Genomic DNA, 17,122 nt, shown 5'->3' with positions numbered 1-17,122 from the left:
ACTTCCCACACTCCCCCCTGCCTCTTGTCTTAGCCTCTCTCTTCCAAGTAGCGAGAAATTGCACTATCAAGGTGTGGCATTAATTCACCGCGACTGCTACCGAGAACGCTATAAGCTGGGCGAGGAGCGATGAAACCTAGTTCTTGTGTAGGCACAGAAATTAAACCGCTAACACTCACACCTGCTTTTTTCGCCGCTAATCGTGCCAAGTCAGCCCAAGCTACAGCGTCTTTATTTGCCAAGTGCCATAAACCGTTCTCGCCATCAATTAGCAAATCAAGGCTGGTATGAACAAGATCGGGTACATAAGTAGGTGAGACGATCGCATCTTCTGCGGCTACAAAAGTATTACCTGCTGCTAATTGTCGCAGGGCGATGGTGACAAAGTTGTACTCATCCCAAGGGCCGAAAAATGCACTGGTACGAATCACTAAGGATGCTGGATAAGCCTGTAATACAAGCTTTTCTGCCAAAACTTTGCTGCACCCATACACATTCAGAGGAGCAACGCTATCAGTTTCGATATAAGGATTAGAGACAGCACCATCAAATACTAAATCTGATGAAAAAGTCAGCAGCGCTACATGATGTTTAGCACAAGCAGCAGCTAAAATTGCCGGGCCTTCAGCGTTTATCTTTAAACAAATATGAGGTTCGCGTTCTGCATCATCTACTCGCACGTATCCCGCAGCATTCACAACTGCCCAAGGTTGTAACTCGGTAAGGGCTGCATCAACGGAAGCGGGATTGGCAATGTCCATATCTTGCCGTGTGAGCAGGCGATAGGAGATGCCACGTAGTTCGCACAAGCGAGCGAAAGCCCTACCTAAAGTACCTGTGGCTCCAATTATTGCTAGCGGACGAGAGGAAGCAGGGGAGAGTAGAGATTGAAATTCCCCTCTGTTCTTATCACAAATGACTGCTGGGTATAAGAGTCGTTCTTGCCGATGCCACCATCCTGGGGTGTCGAGTATGGGGTGATTGGGTTGACGTCCAGTGGCTAAATCTTGCACCATTTTGGCGATCGCTGTTGGACGAGGACGTAATGAGCGCAAATCAAATACCCCTGACTCGTAGTATCCTACACAGCGAGTTAGTAAACTATTCCAATCGTAGCTGCCGAGCAGTGCCCAAGCCGTCACAGCACGCACATCTGCACCCTGTTCTCGTAATTCTTGAGCTGCGTTCCACACTTCATGGAGCCAGCGTAACTGTTCTTCACGGGTGCAACTGAGGTGAACTTCAGTCACAGCTAGGGGCAGTTGATAGCGTTCCCATGTCTCTTTGAGCAAAGTTCGCGGCCCTGCCAAACCTTCAGCACAAACTCGTACAGCCTCCACATCTGCATAGTTATCCCGCCCGTTACCGCCATGCGTGCAAGCGGGATAATTTTCTAGATGCTCATCTAAAAAGCGCTCGCTCGTCAGATAGTGGTTAATGCCGATAATGTCAGGCGGACAGGGATTTTGTAAAAATACTTCTATTTCAGCCTCGCTGACACCACAATGGCGCAAGTAACCCCACATGGGATGAGTTGGAGTAACTCGACCACACAATAAATCAAAGCTCAACCAGCGGCGCTCGTTCTCAAATTCTGCTTGATAAGCCAGCTTTGGCGTACTGTAAATCTTTCCTAAATCTTCAGTTTGTACGAGTTGAGCATTGGGGTTAACTTCGCGGATGGCTTGCATTGAAAGTGCGATCGCTCGACATTCTCCCAACAAAGCACGGGCAAAAGTTAAATCGTCTTGACCGTGAGGATACCAGTGACCGTACATCCCACTAAATCGGGCTGTTGTCAGTGGTTCGTTTACAGGTGTGTAATGTGTTATCCAAGGGTAGCGTTTCGCCACCGCCCGCGCAAAAACCGCTAGTTTCTCAGGAAATTCTGGATCTATCAAGCTTGTATCACGCGGGCCGCTGCCATGATGGACTAATCCCACAATCGGACGGATACCAAGTTTGTGCAAGCGTTCTAATCGTTCATCTGCCCACGACCAGTCAGCATTCTCCAATCCATTCGGTGCTATGCGTTCCCACAGCACTGGATAGCGGATGGCTTGTATACCTAGTTCAGCGAATAAATCTAGGTCATCTAAACGCGTTGCATGACCATTGCGTTCTAACTGATCGAAATACTCGTCACCCACACGATTAACCGTACACTCTAGACCAGCCCACACTTCTAGGGGAAGTTGTGATTTGGTAGTATTGAGTGTCGAGTTGAAAGCAGAAGTCATAATTTACAACTCATACCAATTTTGGATTTTGGATGGATTACAGCTATTTTTAGCTGGATAGATGTGGTTCAAATACGTGAAAACGGCTGTAAAAATCTTGACCATCAGTAATTTTTAGGGTGTGTTATGCCCCTCTCTTAGCCCTATCCGAGACTTTCGGTGCGTTAGGACTAATGTCCTAACGCACCCTACAAAAAAGCCCTAATTATGAGGCTTTAACGGCAATTTGCTTGTACACAGAGAGAGCCTGAGCAACACATTGATCCATGTTGTAGTACTTGTAGGTTGCTAGTCTGCCGACAAAATATACTCCTGGTGTCGTATCAGACAGCGCCTTATACTGCTTGTACATTTCGTTATTTTCTTGACGCGGTATAGGATAGTAAGGATCGCCCTCAGCTTTGGGAAATTCGTACACAATACTAGTTTTATTGTGTTCCTGCCCAGTTAAGTACTTAAACTCCGTCACGCGGGTATAAAGGTGTTCGTTAGGATAGTTGATGACTGGTGCTGATTGAAACACAGTTGTGTTGTGTGTCTCATGCTTAAAATCGAGCGATCGATATGGTAGCTTGCCATAGCGATAATCAAAAAATTCATCAACTGGGCCTGTGTAAACCATTTCACGGCAAGGAATGGCTTTTTGAATTTCCCGATAATCTGTGTTCAGCATTATCTTGATATTCGGATGATTGAGCATATTCTCAAACATCCGCGTAAAGCCGTGCAGTGGCATTGCTTGGTAAGTATCGGTAAAATAACGATTGTCGCGGTTGGTGCGGGTCGGTATCCGGGCAATTACTGATTTATCAAGTTCTGATGGGTCGAGTCCCCATTGCTTGCGCGTATAACCCCGGAAAAACTTTTCATACAGTTCTCGACCAACTTTGCTCACCACCACATCCTCACTAGTGCGGATGTTTTCTATTGGTTCAGCGAGTGATTTGTAAAACTCCTGCACCTCGAATGAATTGAGATTCATACCATACAACTTGTTGATGGTGTCGAGGTTGATGGGAATCGGGACAAGTTGCCCGTCTACACTTGCCAGAACGCGATGTTCGTAAGAACGCCACTGAGTGAAGCGCGAAAGGTATTCAAAGACTTCGCGGGAGTTGGTGTGAAAGATATGCGGGCCGTATCTGTGTACGAGAACGCCATGATCGTCATAATGATCGTAGGCATTGCCGCCGATGTGATTGCGCTTGTCTACAATCAGTACTTTTTTACCAGACTGACTTGCCAAACGTTCGGCGATCGCGCTGCCAGAAAAACCAGCGCCGACAACCAAGTAATCGAAGACAAATTCTCTAGTAATGATATTTGGTGCTTGTGTACTCGCTGCACCTTTGGAGTTAGCTTTGTCTTCACTATCGCGGGCAGCAATGGCAGAATCAATCAGTTTCATCATTGATGCCCAAGTCCGATCCCAAGAAATCTTTTCTAAGAAAGCATCTACTCGACTCAACCATTCTGATGTTCTGGTGTCTTCTTGCATTGCTTGTTCGGCGGCGGTGACGAAATCCGAAACTGTGTCTGCAATTCGCACCAGTTTCGACTCGCCGTAGGGACGCACCACATCGCGAATTGAGGTGGATACTACAGGTCGACCTGCGGCAAGATACTCTGGAGTTTTGGTAGGACTAATAAAGCGTGTTGACTCATTACGCGCAAAGGGTAATGTTGCCAAATCCCACCCTGCTAAATAGGCAGGTAGTTGTTTATAGTCTCTGCCACCGAGATAATGTATATTCTCGTGCTGTGGTAAAGTTGCGGGATCGATTTTGACAACTGGCCCAATAATTACTAAATGCCAATCAGGACGCGCTTCGGCAATACCAGCCAGCAGTTCAATATCCATCCGTTCGTCAATGACGCCAAAAAATCCGAGGCGAGGATGGGGAATATGGGCTTGATCTGCTGCTTCTGGAATATTTCTGGCTTGGGCAAAGTGTGGCACATCTACACTGCTAGGAAATGCATAGACGTTGGGATGCTGGTTGACTTTACTTTCGTAAAGGCTTTGTCCCCCTGTAAATACTAAGTCTGCAAGGCGGAATAGTTCGGCTTCGTAATTCTTTAACGTGGGTGATGCGCCTTTGAATGCAGACAATTCATCCATGCAATCATACACTATGGCTTGAGGCTGCAAATGGCGAGTAAATGCGATCGCTATTGGCGTGTAATACCAACAAATGTATTTGTCGATTTTATGTTTGGCAAACAAACCATCAATTAAAACTTGTAAATCTGCGTTGATAGCTTCTTCACTCATTCCTTCTGGTAGATGTGGTACAACCACGACTACCCCACTAGCATCTTCGTCGATCTCTAACCTGCCCACGGGATCGGGGGAGAAAATTGGCTCCTCAATAAAGAAAACTCGTTTTCCTTGGGCGCAACGGCTAAGAAGATGTTGTGGTCGTTGATAAACAAAATTCCAACGCAGATGAGATAAGCAGATGATATCAGGAGTATCTTGAAAGGTTTCCGTTAGTTGAATCTTTTTATTTGATGAACTTGAATGCAGCAGTGATGTACCTGATGATTGCGTTTCTTCCAGCTGCGATCGCTTTCTATTGCTCTGCTTTGGTGAAATAATATTACTGACACCGTTGTTTTTGACTTTAGCTTTTTCACTGGGCATAAAAGCTCACTCTCATTCCTTATGTTTATTAATTCTCGCTAGCCAATCTCTAAGACCTTTTCTTTATAAGAAACGCCTAAATCACCTTAAACTAAAGCTTTCAGCTTTGTTTGGCGCATTTTTATATTGAATTGGTACGATCAGTAATTTGTGGAATTATTGATAATAATACTGGTGCTTTTTTGCCTTTCTCATCTGCCTGAGTAAGTATAATATTCAATTTCCAAATAATTCTTAAGTATTATATTTTTTTATCAATATATTAATAATTATATGGAAAAACAGCAAAAATTTTTCTGCAATTAAATTGCAGAAAAAATCTCAAAATTTATATGATTAAAATGGTATATAAATGACCTTTACTTAAACAATTTTCAAAATATTTTTGTTAACTAACTGCTTCTAAGCTTACTGAAAAAGTAAACTTGAGTCTGTCCGGTTGCGCACATAATCAGTTAGAAAAATTATACAATCAATATAGCAAAATTTATTAATACATTTTATTACTGTGATAAGATTCTGAATCCTTTTATTAGCATCAGTCTCATGGTATATAGGATGAACTATTTTGAGGTAATAAAATTAACCTTGTCAAATAAATATCTGATGCATTTTGTAGCCTTGACTACATTGTTTTTTAACGATAGCTTTCATCTATATCTAGTGCTGCTTTTATAGTTTTCGTGCGCACAGCTACTAATTTATGTAAGATTGTGTAATTAAACAGAAGGCAATCCTAGCACAAATAATACCTCTAAGCCGACACCAACCAATCGCTAACACAAGATAGATTTATTTTAGGGGCGTTAATGACTAAAACTTTGCAAGGTACACCCCCAATCATTATTGGACATAGAGGTGCTAGCGGCTATCGTCCAGAACATACATTGGCTGCTTATGAATTAGCAATTGATTTAGGGGCTGATTATATTGAACCAGATTTAGTTGCTAGCAAAGACGGTGTATTAATTGCTCGTCACGAAAATGAAATTTCGGAAACGACTGATGTTGGTAACCATGCGGAATTTGCTCAACGCCAAACTACCAAAATTATTGATGGAGAAACCAAAACAGGCTGGTTTACTGAAGACTTTACCCTGGCAGAACTAAAAACACTACGGGCAAAAGAGCGAATTCCCGAAGTGCGATCGCAAAATACAAACTATGATGGACTATTTGAAATTCCCACACTGCAAGAAATCATCAATTTAGCCAAGGCTAAAAGTACCGCAGTTGGTCGTACCATTGGTATTTATCCAGAAACCAAGCACCCTTCTTATTTCCAGTCGATTGGATTACCGCTAGAAGAACCTTTACTAGCAAGTTTACAGGCGAACGGTTATCAAGGAGCGAATGCACCTGTATTCATCCAGTCTTTTGAAGTTAGCAACCTCAAATATTTAGCAACAAAAACTGATTTACCTTTAGTGCAATTAATTAATAATACTGGAAAGCCTTATGATTTTATCGTCAATGGAGGCGATCGCACCTATGCAGACTTGGTGACAGCATCAGGTTTAACAGAGATTGCTAAATATGCAAAGGCGATTGGAGTTCATAAAAATCTGCTTGTGCCTAGAGATAGTCATGGTAAATTGCGATTGCCTACATCATTAATCACCGATGCTCATAACGCTGGTTTGCTAGTTCATGCTTGGACTTTCCGCAATGAAGATTTGTTTTTACCTCTCGATTTTCAAGGTAATCCGCAAAAAGAATACGAGCTATTTTTCAGCTTAGGCGTTGATGGCGTCTTTAGTGATTTTCCCGATACTGCTAAGTTGGTAAAATTAACCTTATAATTACAGGACTTACGCAACTGGCACAATGCGATCGTTAGTTCATAGTACATATGTATTAATTAAATCTGATTTTGAAAGCTTTGCCTTCGTAATAGAAGTCGCTGTCTTGGAAGTACTATCGAAATATTCGTGAGAAAATAGGTAGAGGTTATATTAGATAAATTTCGCTAAGGGTAATGAGATTTACTAAGCTTAATTACTGCCAATATTTATTAAGTAGTCAAATTAATTATACAATTACCAATTTGGCAGAGCATTTAGAGAGTATTAGTCATGACGCAATTAACTATTATTTGAAAACCGAAAAATTAACACCTCGTTTACTATGGGATAACGTGAAAGAGGTCGTTGAGTCTGATGAAAATGGTTACATCATATTTGATGATAGCGTTTTAGATAAAAAGTATTCTGAAGAAATAGAAATAGTCAGAAGACAATATAGTGGTAATGAGCATGGTGTCCTGAAAGGCATTGGTGTAGTTAGCTGCGTGTATGTCAACCCTACACTTCAAAGATTTTGGGTCATAGATTATCGAATTTTTAATCCTGATGTCGATGGGAAAACCAAGATAGACCATGTGAAAGATATGCTCCAAAACCTTGTGTATCATAAGCTTTTACCATTTGATACTGTTTTGATGGATACATGGTATGCGGTACACAGTTTAATGCTATATATTGATAGCTTAGACAAAATTTATTATTGCCCTTTAAAAAATAATCGTTTAGTTGATGATACATTTGGTCAAGAAAAATATAAACGGATTGAATTATTAGAATGGAACCAAGAAGAATTAGACTGTGGTAAAATCATAAAAATTAAAGGATTCCCAGCTAATAAAAAAGTGAAACTATTCCGGGTTACTGTTTCTACCAACAGAACGGATTATGTCGCCACTAACGATTTATCTCAAAGTTCCACGGATGTTGTACAACAGGTGTGTAAAATTCGTTGGAAAATAGAGGAGTTTCACAGGGAAATTAAACAACTAACTGGCATTGAATCTTGCCAGTGTCGGAAAGCTAGACTCCAAAGAAATCATATTGCTTGTGCAATGTTGGTTTGGGTTAGGTTAAAGAATTTAGCCTATAGAACTGGCAAAACTATCTATCAAATCAAGCATAACTTGCTTTCTAATTATTTAATTCAGCAACTGAAGCGCCCAAGTATTTTTATGTGCTTGGTTTGATTTATATTGTCGCGTGTCAGGGCTTTGCCCTGCCTGCTATTTGTGCCAATTGCGTAAGTCCTAAATTAATTACTAATTGGCAATTCGTAATTACCTATTAATAATTTTTTCTACTTCAACAGAAATATCTGGAAATGCAAGTGGTTGAATTGTTCCTGAAGTTAACGTTTGTTTGGTTGCATACTCTCCATCTAGGATGTCTCTAAACACTACTAGATGTAACTTTTTAAGATTGACAACCCAATATTCTAAAATTCCTGCTTCTGCATAGATTTTACTTTTTGTCTCTAGATCTTTGTCTAAACTAGAGTTAGCATATTCAATCACCCAGAAAATATTTTCTGAATAAGGATGATGCTCTCGATACTCGCGTCCTAAACGTTGAACAATGGCAATATCTGGTTCTGGTTCTGAGTCGTTAGGTAGGGTAATTGGTTTAGCATGACGAATTTTAGCACGCTCGCTCAATAAGTTTGCTAAATACTCACCAGCTTCATCACTAGAATAAGCATGAGGTTCCCCTTCCGGCGACATTTCGACAATTTCTCCTTTAAGTAATTCAACTTTGCGCGAACTCAAAATGCCAGCGTCAATCATGCGGTGATATTCGTCAATCGTCCACTTGGCAGTAATAACGCTCATGCCGATTGCTTCCTCCCAATTATGCTGTTTATTTTCCCATATTAAATGAGATCGTATCTAGTATTACTGCCAATTACCTACTAAAACAAAAGGTGCCCAGTAATAGGGATGTTTAAATTTAGGATTTAACTGTCCTGAAAGTAGAAATAGTTGGGCGTTACGTAAAGCTTCAGCTTTTTTTTGATTCTGAGCAATTTCTTTGTAAAACTGAATCATTAGAGCCGCAGTTGCTTCATCATTCACACTCCACAGAGTTGCTAATGTACTGCGCGCGCCAGACTGTACAGCAATTCCCGCTAATCCTAAAGCAGCGCGGCTATCACCTGCTGCTGTTTCACAAGCACTTAAGACAAGTAAATCTATTGCAGTTTGTTGATTGGTCTCGCGAGTTTTTAATACAGAACTAAAATCGTTAACATTTAGCCGTTGATTCCAAGTCAAAATGAACGTGTCTTCTGCTTTAGAACTAAACTTACCATGAGTTGCTAAGTGTAATATTCCCCCTGGAAAAGACTTAACAGCTTCTTCAATTTTTTTGATCGTAAAATTGTTATCTATAAAATTTCCGGCTGTCGAAAATATACCTTTGATTTGCTCAAGCTCATATTTTACTCCCGGTAATGCCGGAAAATTATCACGGGCTTCACTGAGTCCACCAACTACTGCTTGTAAGCGTTTGTTTGTTAAAGGCTGAGGAGGTAATAATTCTAAACCTGGTGTGTTAGCAATGTTATATTTTTTCTCAATTAAATATTCTTTTTTCTCTCGATCGTAAAGTGCTGCAATTGGGATACTCTGCAATGTTCCGTCTAAAACAAAGACGATATTTTTCACACCGCTATTTTGTAAATCTGATTCGATAGGGCGAATCAACCATTCGTATACTTGCTGTGAAGTTTCTAGAAAGTCACGAGAACTTCTAAAAAATATTTTTCTATGCAGTTCTTTAATTTTTTCTTCAAATGCATTTTTAGGCAGAATAACTGTATGTAATTTCAGGGATTTATTGTTTTGCTGATGCGGTAATGAGAGAATAATAGATAAGCGATCGCTCAAAACCACAGGATAAATTACAGCTGTTTGTTTCTGCCGATCGATTTCATCAATTTGTACGGGTTTAGCGTCTACACAAGCTCTGCGAAAAAAGTTATCTAATTCTGCTAACTGTAACGATTCAATAACTTTTCTAGCTTTATCTAAATTTTCAGTAGTAGGTTCCCCAGTTTTTGGTAATAGCAAACTCACATATTCTCGATAGACTGGTTCTACTTCATCCCGAAAAGAAAATTGGGCATCGCGATTAACAGTAACTAAATCGCGACGGATAGATTTTAAATTCTTGACTGCTTTATCATAAGCTGCAATGGCACCTAACTCATTACCTTGAGTATTACCATCCGCACTGAGAATTCGTCCTAACTGCCATTGCCAACGATAAGCTATATCTCGTGCTTGAATACCCTCTGCTAATTTTAGCGCTTGTTGAGTCAAAGTTTGAGCTTCCGACCATTGTTGAGTTTGTTCGTACAAACTTCCCAAAGTACCTAAAGCATAGGCTTGGGCGCGTACATCTTCGAGATTTTTAGCTTGCTGAAAACCTGTAGCGACAACTTTAGCAGCCGTACAGAGAGAATTGGAAGCTGTGCAGGTATCTTGAGCAATATTTTCCTCTGCTAACACACCTGTTTTTGTTAACTTAACTAGAGTTTGGGCAAAGTTAATTCGAGCATAAACACTACTACGGCTGGCAGGTAAACTCTCAAGCTTTGTTGATAAATTGGCAATTTTAGAGAGAATATCTTGTGACAAAGCTGGCGTTATTGACTCTGTTGATAAAGACTGAACTAATAGCCGTAATTGATTTAATTGTGCTGGTAACTGTGTTGTTGGCTTTTGAGAAATACTAGCAGCGCGTTCATAAAACTGTATTGCTTCTTCGATGTTTTGCTGTTCCTGGGCAGTATTCCCCAAACTTAAAAGAATTTCTCCTAATCTATCTTGTTCGATGTTTGGTTCTACTTGGGCTTTGTTACCTAAACTTAACTTTAAATTACAAACTTCTTCAGCTTGCGATATTTTTGCTTGTATCTGACAACTTTTCTCTAATATTTGCCGAGATTTATCGACATCTCCAACCACACGTAAGCTATTACCCAGACTAAGAAATCCAGTTACTTTCAATAGAGAGTCTGGTTGTTTATCTAAAGTCAGCTTAATTTCCTCTAAAATATTAGTAGCGCGACGGTAAAGCCCTAATGTTTGTAGTGCTTGAGCTTGATTGATTTTGCTACCAATTTTACCTGATTCATCACCAATTTTACTGTAAGTAGCTGTTGCCTCTTGCCAGCTATTTAAAGCTTTTTCTGTTTCTCCCCTTGCTAGTTGTAACTGGCCTTGAGTATTAAGTGCTTGGGCACGAATCGATAAATAATCTTTGCTATTACTTTTGCTATTTAATAACTGCAAACTTTGCTCTGTAGCGTGTTGAGCATCAGCTAATTTTCCTAACTGTTGATAAGTTAAGGAAAGATAATTCAATATCAGCGCTTGATTAAGTTTATCTCCTGTAGCTTGAAACGATTCATTCGCCTGTTGGAAAATCTTGAGTGCTGGAGAATATTGTTCTTTTTGGTATGCTATTAAACCTCGATCTAATAATTCCTTAGCATTTGCAGTTTGAGTCTGTGATACCTGGGGGTTAATGGCTGCAACTAAGGGAGAACTTTGGTTAATTAAATTGACAGCAGGATTTAGAGATAAGGTGGCGAGAAGTAAAATTATAGACATAAATAATTAAGTAGGTGGATAAGGCAGGAGACAATGACTATTAACTAAAATGGTTGAGTATAAATAATAGAAAAATAGAGTCCGTTTTCTTGCCAAGTATTTTTATTAGGAATATCAATACCGAGGGGAATACCCCAATCAAAACGCGCTGTTAAATTGTTCTGTTGCCATAACAATCCGATTCCAGTTGAGGCGATAGTATCAGGATTCAAAGTAGTTCTCCCTGGTTGGGAAAAATTCCAAGCTGTACCAAAATCAATAAATGGAGTAACTTGTAGTAAACCTTGAATTTCTGGTACGCGCAACACTGGATAGCGCAATTCCGCAGTTGCCAAAAAGCCATTATCTGCTAATATTTGGTCTTGACGATAACCGCGAACTGTTGCTTGTCCTCCCAAACCCATCTGTTCGGAGGCTAATAGGGGTCTATCAGCTAATTGAATATCTGCACGTACTAAAAATAAAGTTTCTGGTGCTAGCAGACGCACCCATTGCGCTTGTCCGCGCCATGTAAAAAATTGACCATCGGGCGCATCTTCGTTAATTGTGGCATCTAACGCATCTATACCTAAACTAAATTGCGATCGCGCCGCGAGTACTTGTTTGCTACTACGCTGAGTCCAGTCTTGAAACAACCGCAAGATAGTCGCTTTCGTCTTTCCATTTGCATCTGCACCCGCAGATGGAAAGGGAAGCCGTTCTCCCACCTGTGCTTGTAAAAAGCCGACATCGCTATCTCGATGAGTTGCACTAATTCCAACTGCAAATTCGGTAGTGGGAGTTTGTATTAATGGTTGGCGAAAACTAACACCGTATTCTTGGGAAGTACCTTCAATATCTAAAATATTGAAAGGTTCCTCAATTACATTGCTGGATGCATAGCTATAATTAAATTGCAAAGTGCCATTGCGAGGATTGATGGGTAATTTATAGCTGACATCTACACTATTACTTCCATCAGTGTTTGCATAACCAATGCTTAATCCATCTCCCAACCCCAATAAATTTGCTTGGTTAAGTTGAATTTGTCGTTCAAAACTACCTATGCTTGGTGTACGGTTATTATCTAAACTAACTTGGGCGCTAAATGTTTTTGCTTCCGCGACTTGCACGGATAATACACTCGCACCAGGATTAACACCATTACCTAATTCCGCAGAGATATTTTTAATTAATGGATCTAACTGTAATAGTTGTAAAGCTTGCAGTAATTTCTTTAAATTTAAAGGCTTATCTGTAGCTAAAGCTAGGCGACTTCGCACATAGTTAGGATTGAGTCTTCTTGTACCGCGAATCTCAATACTTTCTAAACTACCTTCTACAACTTGAATTTTGACTATACCACCTTCGACTTTAAAAGTTTGGTCTGAAGGAATGTAGGCGCCGGAGTTAACGTAACAAGGTAAATCGGAATTTTTCTTTTCAGCTTGACAACCTTTAGCGTATAGTTCTGTGATTTTATCTGCCGCTTCTAATAGTTGAGCAAAAGAGATGGGTTTATTGATAAATTCTTGGAGTGCTGCATCTAATTCTTGTTTATTAAATACAGTGCTACCTATCACATCAAAACTAGTTACTTGAATTGTTCTTGGTAAATCTTTAGGAACTGTTTCGCCAGTTGGAGGTGTGGGAGTAGTGACAGGTGGAGATGGAAATAACTCGTCGAGATTCGGCAGTTTTGGTAGTGTAGGCGTTGGAGGAGTAGGTTGTTCGATTTGGCGGTCTATATCTTGTACGGGTGGGTTAGTTGGAGTTTGCGCTAGTGACTTGAAGGCGAGAAAGTTGAATAAAAAAAATGTAAATATCAGCCAACTTATAAAATTTGATTTTTTAAATTTGGGACTTTGGAATGTAGAGTTTTTTAGTGACGAATACATATAAATATAGTTATTTTATTTAGTCGTGAATATAGATTTAAAAAAGGAATTCACGCAGAGGCGCAGAGAACACAGCTAGATATTCTGAGCAAATAATTCTTGGCGGTTAGTTTAAAACCCTTAATTATTCCCAGCAACACAGTTAGAGGAATTCACCCAAGCAGCAGAAGACTTGGGCGTATGAGATATCAACGTGACTTCGCCGTTATTAAATACCCAACCTGTCGCAGGCATAATTAATGCAGTCTTACGTTCAATGGGCGTTACAGTAGAGGTTAAAGCTGTTTGCTGTGTATTGCTAGCCCGAATGCGGATATCTTCCCAAACAGTATCGCTGCTGAGAAATTCATCAGGTTTGGGGGGTAGACCGCCACGTCCAGCATCAACAAATGCACTAGCAACCTTTTCATTCACCGCGCTACAGCTTTGGGCTATCTGTTGCGAAGGGTCGGTGGCATTGATTGGTAACGAAACTATTCCTTTGCTGGGGTCAATCTCTGGCGAACTGATGCTGACTATGCCATTTAACTGCGGGTTGGTTTGAGAAATCGCTGTAATATCGTTGGTTGAGAGAAATTGTGGGTCGAGTTTTTCCGGGTCGGTGGTGCCTAATTTCTGCTCAAGTTCTTGTCTAGTCAGCGTTGCTAACCCAATTACGCCTTTGGCGTTGATTTCGATAGTTCCGCCGCTACCTGAGAACGCATTTGCAGAGATATCGTTATTTTCCACAGATGGGGAGACAATAAAACCGCGATTAGTATCTAGGTTAATTGCGATCGCACCGCCATCGCCACCTGCACCTTGTCTACCTGCGGTGGTGGAAACGACACTTTTGCGCCGAAACAGCAATAAATCTTGCAAGTTGAGTGCGATGCTACCACCTTGACCGCTATTGGTGTCGGCGGTAATCTTTGCTTGATTGTCCAGAGTCAAACGATTGGATGTAATGCTGATACTTCCAGCTATACCTGTTCCTTGGCTATCTACAGAGATTCTGGCACTATCTTTAATTGTGGCTTGCCCTGATGCAACATCAATCGTACCGCCATTACCTGTAGAATTTGCTTCGGTGTTGGCGAACAGTCCGCTATATTGATTAATCGGGCCGAGGATGCGTCTAATTTCCGCATCATTTTGCGGTAAAACAAAATTGTAGCTATTACTTAGGCGATCGAGTTGAGCTTTAAGTTCATTGAGTTGTTGAGCGTAAGTAGGGTCTTGCGCAGCAATTATAATTTGATCCAGCCCATTCACGTTATTAATTAAGTTCTTAATTGGTTCGAGTATGTAGCTAATTTGTGGATTATTTGCAATTAGAATAAAATCATAGCTATTTTTAAATTGTTCGAGTCGTTGTTTCAGTTCGTCAAGTAGTTGATTGGAACTAGGACTTTTCAGTAATGCACTCAAGTGATTAATCAAGTTAGTAATTGGGTCGAGTATTTGTCTAGTTTCTTGGTTGTTTGTAACTAGAAAAGCATCGTAGATAGGTTTCAGGATATCCAGTTGGCTTTTCAGTTTATTAAACCTTTGCTCGTATTCATAATTTTGTCCGGTAATGGTAATCCGATCGGTTGCATTAATTTTGATACTACCTGCTTGTCCACTTCTATAAGCATTAGTAATAATTTGTCCCCCAGATGTAAGCTCAAGATTATTGACATTGATATTGATATTTCCACCGTTACCGCTACTTTTAGAAGGAGCGCTTAAAACACCACCATCACTAATAGTTAGATTTCCAGTTTTAATCAAGATATTGCCACCAGTCCCAGCATCAGGTTGTTCGCTTTCAGTATTCACTGAGAATCCACTGGAAACTTGAATTAAAGGTGCTGAACCTGAGATAGTAACAGAAGCAGTTGCTTGGTCTTCATCTTTGAGAGGATTAATAGTAATATTGCCACCTTTACCACTACCAAAAGTTTCAGCATTAATTCTCGCTCCCTCTGTTAGGGAAAGAGACTGCGTTTTGATATTGATATTACCTGCATGACCACTACCAAAAGTTTGAGCGTCAATTCTTGATATGTCACTCAAAGATAAGGATTGAGTAATTATATTCAAATTACCTGCGTTACCACTGCCAAAACTTGTGGCTTGGATTAGCGATTGATTATGAAAAGCAAGTTCTTGAGCTTTGATATTGACATTACCTGCATTTCCTTGCAGATAAGTTCTTGCATTTAAAATAGAATTGTCTGTAAAAGATACTGTTTTGGCTGCGGTAATAGAGACATTGCCGCTATCTCCTGAACCCAAGCTACTTGCATTTAAAATAGAGTTGTTTGTTAAAAATAACGAATCAGCTGTAATATTAATATCACCGCCACCCGCACCTTCTTGATTAGATAAATCTTGCAGAGCTACGCTAATTTGATTAGTACCGGTGTTTATACTACTATCGGAAAGCGAAACTGCACCGCCAGTTGTGTTAACAGTTACACTGCCTGCTTTTCCTGTTCCTTGAGTATTAGCTAATAGAGAACTTTGATTTTTCAGAGACACGGAACTAGCCTCAATATTAATGTTTCCTCCCTTTCCTGAACTGTAAGTTGTAGTTTCCAGACTACTGTTAGTTATCAATAAATCGCCCAGAGATTTAACTACTATATTGCCAACATCATTACCATCCATAAAATTACTATTGTTTATTTGAGAGTTGGCAATAGTGACTTTTGAAGGATAGAAATCTGCATATTCTGATGTTCCAATAAATATTTCGCCAAGATTTCCGGCACTAGAGATTTTGCTTGCATTCTCAATTCGGATTTCTTGACGTGCATTAATAGTGATATCTCCTGCATAGCTGGAGCTAATATTACTAATATTTAAATTAGAGCCATTTAAGTAGACAGAACCACCAGTAGAGTTGATGCTGATGCGGCTAAAGTCATTATTATTAGAATTAGTAGAAACTTTTATATTATTTAAATAAATATCACCAGGAGATTCAAGAGTTACATCTCTACCCGCCTGTAAATTACCTTGTAAATCGAGATTGCTACCTACCAGAGTCAAATCTTGTCCAACGTTTAAATCTCCGGTATTGCTAATACTTCCCGACTGACTTGCGCCAAACTGCAACCCCGGACGCAAACTGACTGTGAGTAATGGGGCTGTTTCAGGATTTGTAGCGCTAAACTTCAAGCCATTGTCAAAGACAAAGCTATTGGCTGTCGTCGCCAGAAACGAACCTGCAACATCTAAGCGGGCATTGGAACCGAAAATAATACCATTGGGATTGAGGAAGAACAGATTTGCCCTCCCATCCACACCTAAAGTCCCGAAAATCTTGGAGGGGTCGCTACCTGTGACGCGAGTGAAGATGTTTTCAATACCTGCGGGATTAGCAAAGTAAACTCTTTGTCCATCACCAACGTTGAATTGTAAAAAACTCTGGAATAAATTGACACCTCTGGTAGCACCGCCTTCAATTAAGCTTGCAGGTAATCCCTGAACGTTAGTATTTGGTGTGAGTATTGTACTTTCTGCTCCTAATGTGCCATCTGGAACAATTTGAGCGCGTGCAGAATTTGTCAATGCGGTAGTCATTGCTAATATAATTACCAATCTCAAGTGCCATAACTTTTGCCGATTAGCTCGAATCATCTCAGTATTGTGACGGAAGTCTTACCTTGGCTTATTTATACGAACTTAATCTATAAACTAAGTAATTTTTTGGATAAAAAGTATCCAACATTCTACTCATCCCTAGGGCAAATGGCGAGGATTGTGATTTTTTATTAGACTTTAGCCCTGACTACTTACTGTCATTGGCTTTTAGCAGCACAGTTAGAGGAATTCACCCAAGCAGCAGAAGATTTCGGGGTATGAGATATCAACGTGACTTCGCCGTTATTAAATACCCAACCTGTCGCAGGCATAATTAATGGTGCCTTCTGTTTACCAGGGGTTGCATTAGAAGTTAAAGCCT

Annotated in this window: 8 protein-coding genes; 2 read left to right on the top strand and 6 right to left on the bottom strand. The window is 40.3% G+C overall.

Annotated features, from left to right (window positions below; all coding sequences use genetic code 11):
- Nucleotides 1–29: 29 nt before the first annotated feature.
- Both AACU33_RS00040 and glf read right to left on the bottom strand, forming a co-directional pair.
- A complete protein-coding gene (locus tag AACU33_RS00040; protein WP_096586467.1) occupies nucleotides 30–2,240 on the bottom strand; it encodes a family 1 glycosylhydrolase in 2,211 nt (736 codons plus the stop codon).
- 205 nt (nucleotides 2,241–2,445) lie between these two features.
- Complete coding sequence (glf, locus tag AACU33_RS00035) at nucleotides 2,446–4,887, bottom strand: UDP-galactopyranose mutase (protein WP_096586466.1); 2,442 nt, start codon at nucleotides 4,885–4,887, stop codon at nucleotides 2,446–2,448.
- Between the two features lie 809 nt (nucleotides 4,888–5,696).
- Here glf and AACU33_RS00030 point away from each other — a divergent pair.
- Together AACU33_RS00030 and AACU33_RS00025 are read left to right on the top strand one after the other, a co-directional pair.
- Complete coding sequence (locus tag AACU33_RS00030) at nucleotides 5,697–6,689, top strand: glycerophosphodiester phosphodiesterase (protein WP_096586465.1); 993 nt, start codon at nucleotides 5,697–5,699, stop codon at nucleotides 6,687–6,689.
- Between the two features lie 176 nt (nucleotides 6,690–6,865).
- Nucleotides 6,866–7,879 (top strand): IS701 family transposase, encoded by a 1,014-nt coding sequence (locus AACU33_RS00025; protein ID WP_096586464.1) that lies wholly within the window; start codon nucleotides 6,866–6,868, stop codon nucleotides 7,877–7,879.
- A 90-nt stretch (nucleotides 7,880–7,969) separates the two neighbouring features.
- Here the strand turns inward: AACU33_RS00025 and AACU33_RS00020 are convergent, their stop codons facing one another.
- The 4 genes from AACU33_RS00020 to AACU33_RS00005 all read right to left on the bottom strand — a co-directional run bounded on the left by AACU33_RS00020 (nucleotide 7,970) and on the right by AACU33_RS00005 (nucleotide 16,740).
- The gene (locus tag AACU33_RS00020) at nucleotides 7,970–8,521 is read right to left on the bottom strand and encodes a Uma2 family endonuclease (RefSeq protein ID WP_096586463.1); all 552 of its coding nucleotides are present in this window, start codon (nucleotides 8,519–8,521) and stop codon (nucleotides 7,970–7,972) included.
- Nucleotides 8,522–8,584: 63 nt separating this feature from the next.
- Nucleotides 8,585–11,308, bottom strand: coding sequence for a CHAT domain-containing protein (locus tag AACU33_RS00015; protein ID WP_096586462.1), 2,724 nt, complete (start codon nucleotides 11,306–11,308; stop codon nucleotides 8,585–8,587).
- Nucleotides 11,309–11,352: 44 nt separating this feature from the next.
- Entirely contained in the window at nucleotides 11,353–13,185 is a 1,833-nt protein-coding gene (locus AACU33_RS00010) for a ShlB/FhaC/HecB family hemolysin secretion/activation protein (protein ID WP_096586461.1), read from the bottom strand.
- Between the two features lie 120 nt (nucleotides 13,186–13,305).
- Nucleotides 13,306–16,740 carry a two-partner secretion domain-containing protein gene (locus AACU33_RS00005; protein ID WP_339375663.1) on the bottom strand — a complete coding sequence of 1,145 codons (3,435 nt, stop codon included), beginning with the start codon at nucleotides 16,738–16,740 and terminating at the stop codon, nucleotides 13,306–13,308.
- Nucleotides 16,741–17,122 lie beyond the last annotated feature (382 nt).

The sequence above is a fragment of the Calothrix sp. NIES-2098 genome (genome assembly GCF_963875125.1).
In the GTDB taxonomy this organism is placed as follows: Bacteria; Cyanobacteriota; Cyanobacteriia; order Cyanobacteriales; family Nostocaceae; genus Aulosira.
The sequence above is the reverse complement of the archived record's forward strand: the minus strand, read 5'-3'. Positions and strand labels throughout refer to the sequence as shown.

Bases quoted from the DNA above. Each gene is read 5' to 3' on its own strand.
- AACU33_RS00010 (WP_096586461.1), bottom strand. From the start codon at position 13,185: ATGTATTCGTCACTAAAAAACTCTACATTCCAAAGTCCCAAATTTAAA.
- AACU33_RS00005 (WP_339375663.1), bottom strand. From the start codon at position 16,740: ATGACTACCGCATTGACAAATTCTGCACGCGCTCAAATTGTTCCAGAT.
- AACU33_RS00015 (WP_096586462.1), bottom strand. From the start codon at position 11,308: ATGTCTATAATTTTACTTCTCGCCACCTTATCTCTAAATCCTGCTGTC.
- AACU33_RS00030 (WP_096586465.1), top strand. From the start codon at position 5,697: ATGACTAAAACTTTGCAAGGTACACCCCCAATCATTATTGGACATAGA.
- AACU33_RS00025 (WP_096586464.1), top strand. From the start codon at position 6,866: ATGAGATTTACTAAGCTTAATTACTGCCAATATTTATTAAGTAGTCAA.
- AACU33_RS00020 (WP_096586463.1), bottom strand. From the start codon at position 8,521: ATGAGCGTTATTACTGCCAAGTGGACGATTGACGAATATCACCGCATG.
- AACU33_RS00040 (WP_096586467.1), bottom strand. From the start codon at position 2,240: ATGACTTCTGCTTTCAACTCGACACTCAATACTACCAAATCACAACTT.
- glf (WP_096586466.1), bottom strand. From the start codon at position 4,887: ATGCCCAGTGAAAAAGCTAAAGTCAAAAACAACGGTGTCAGTAATATT.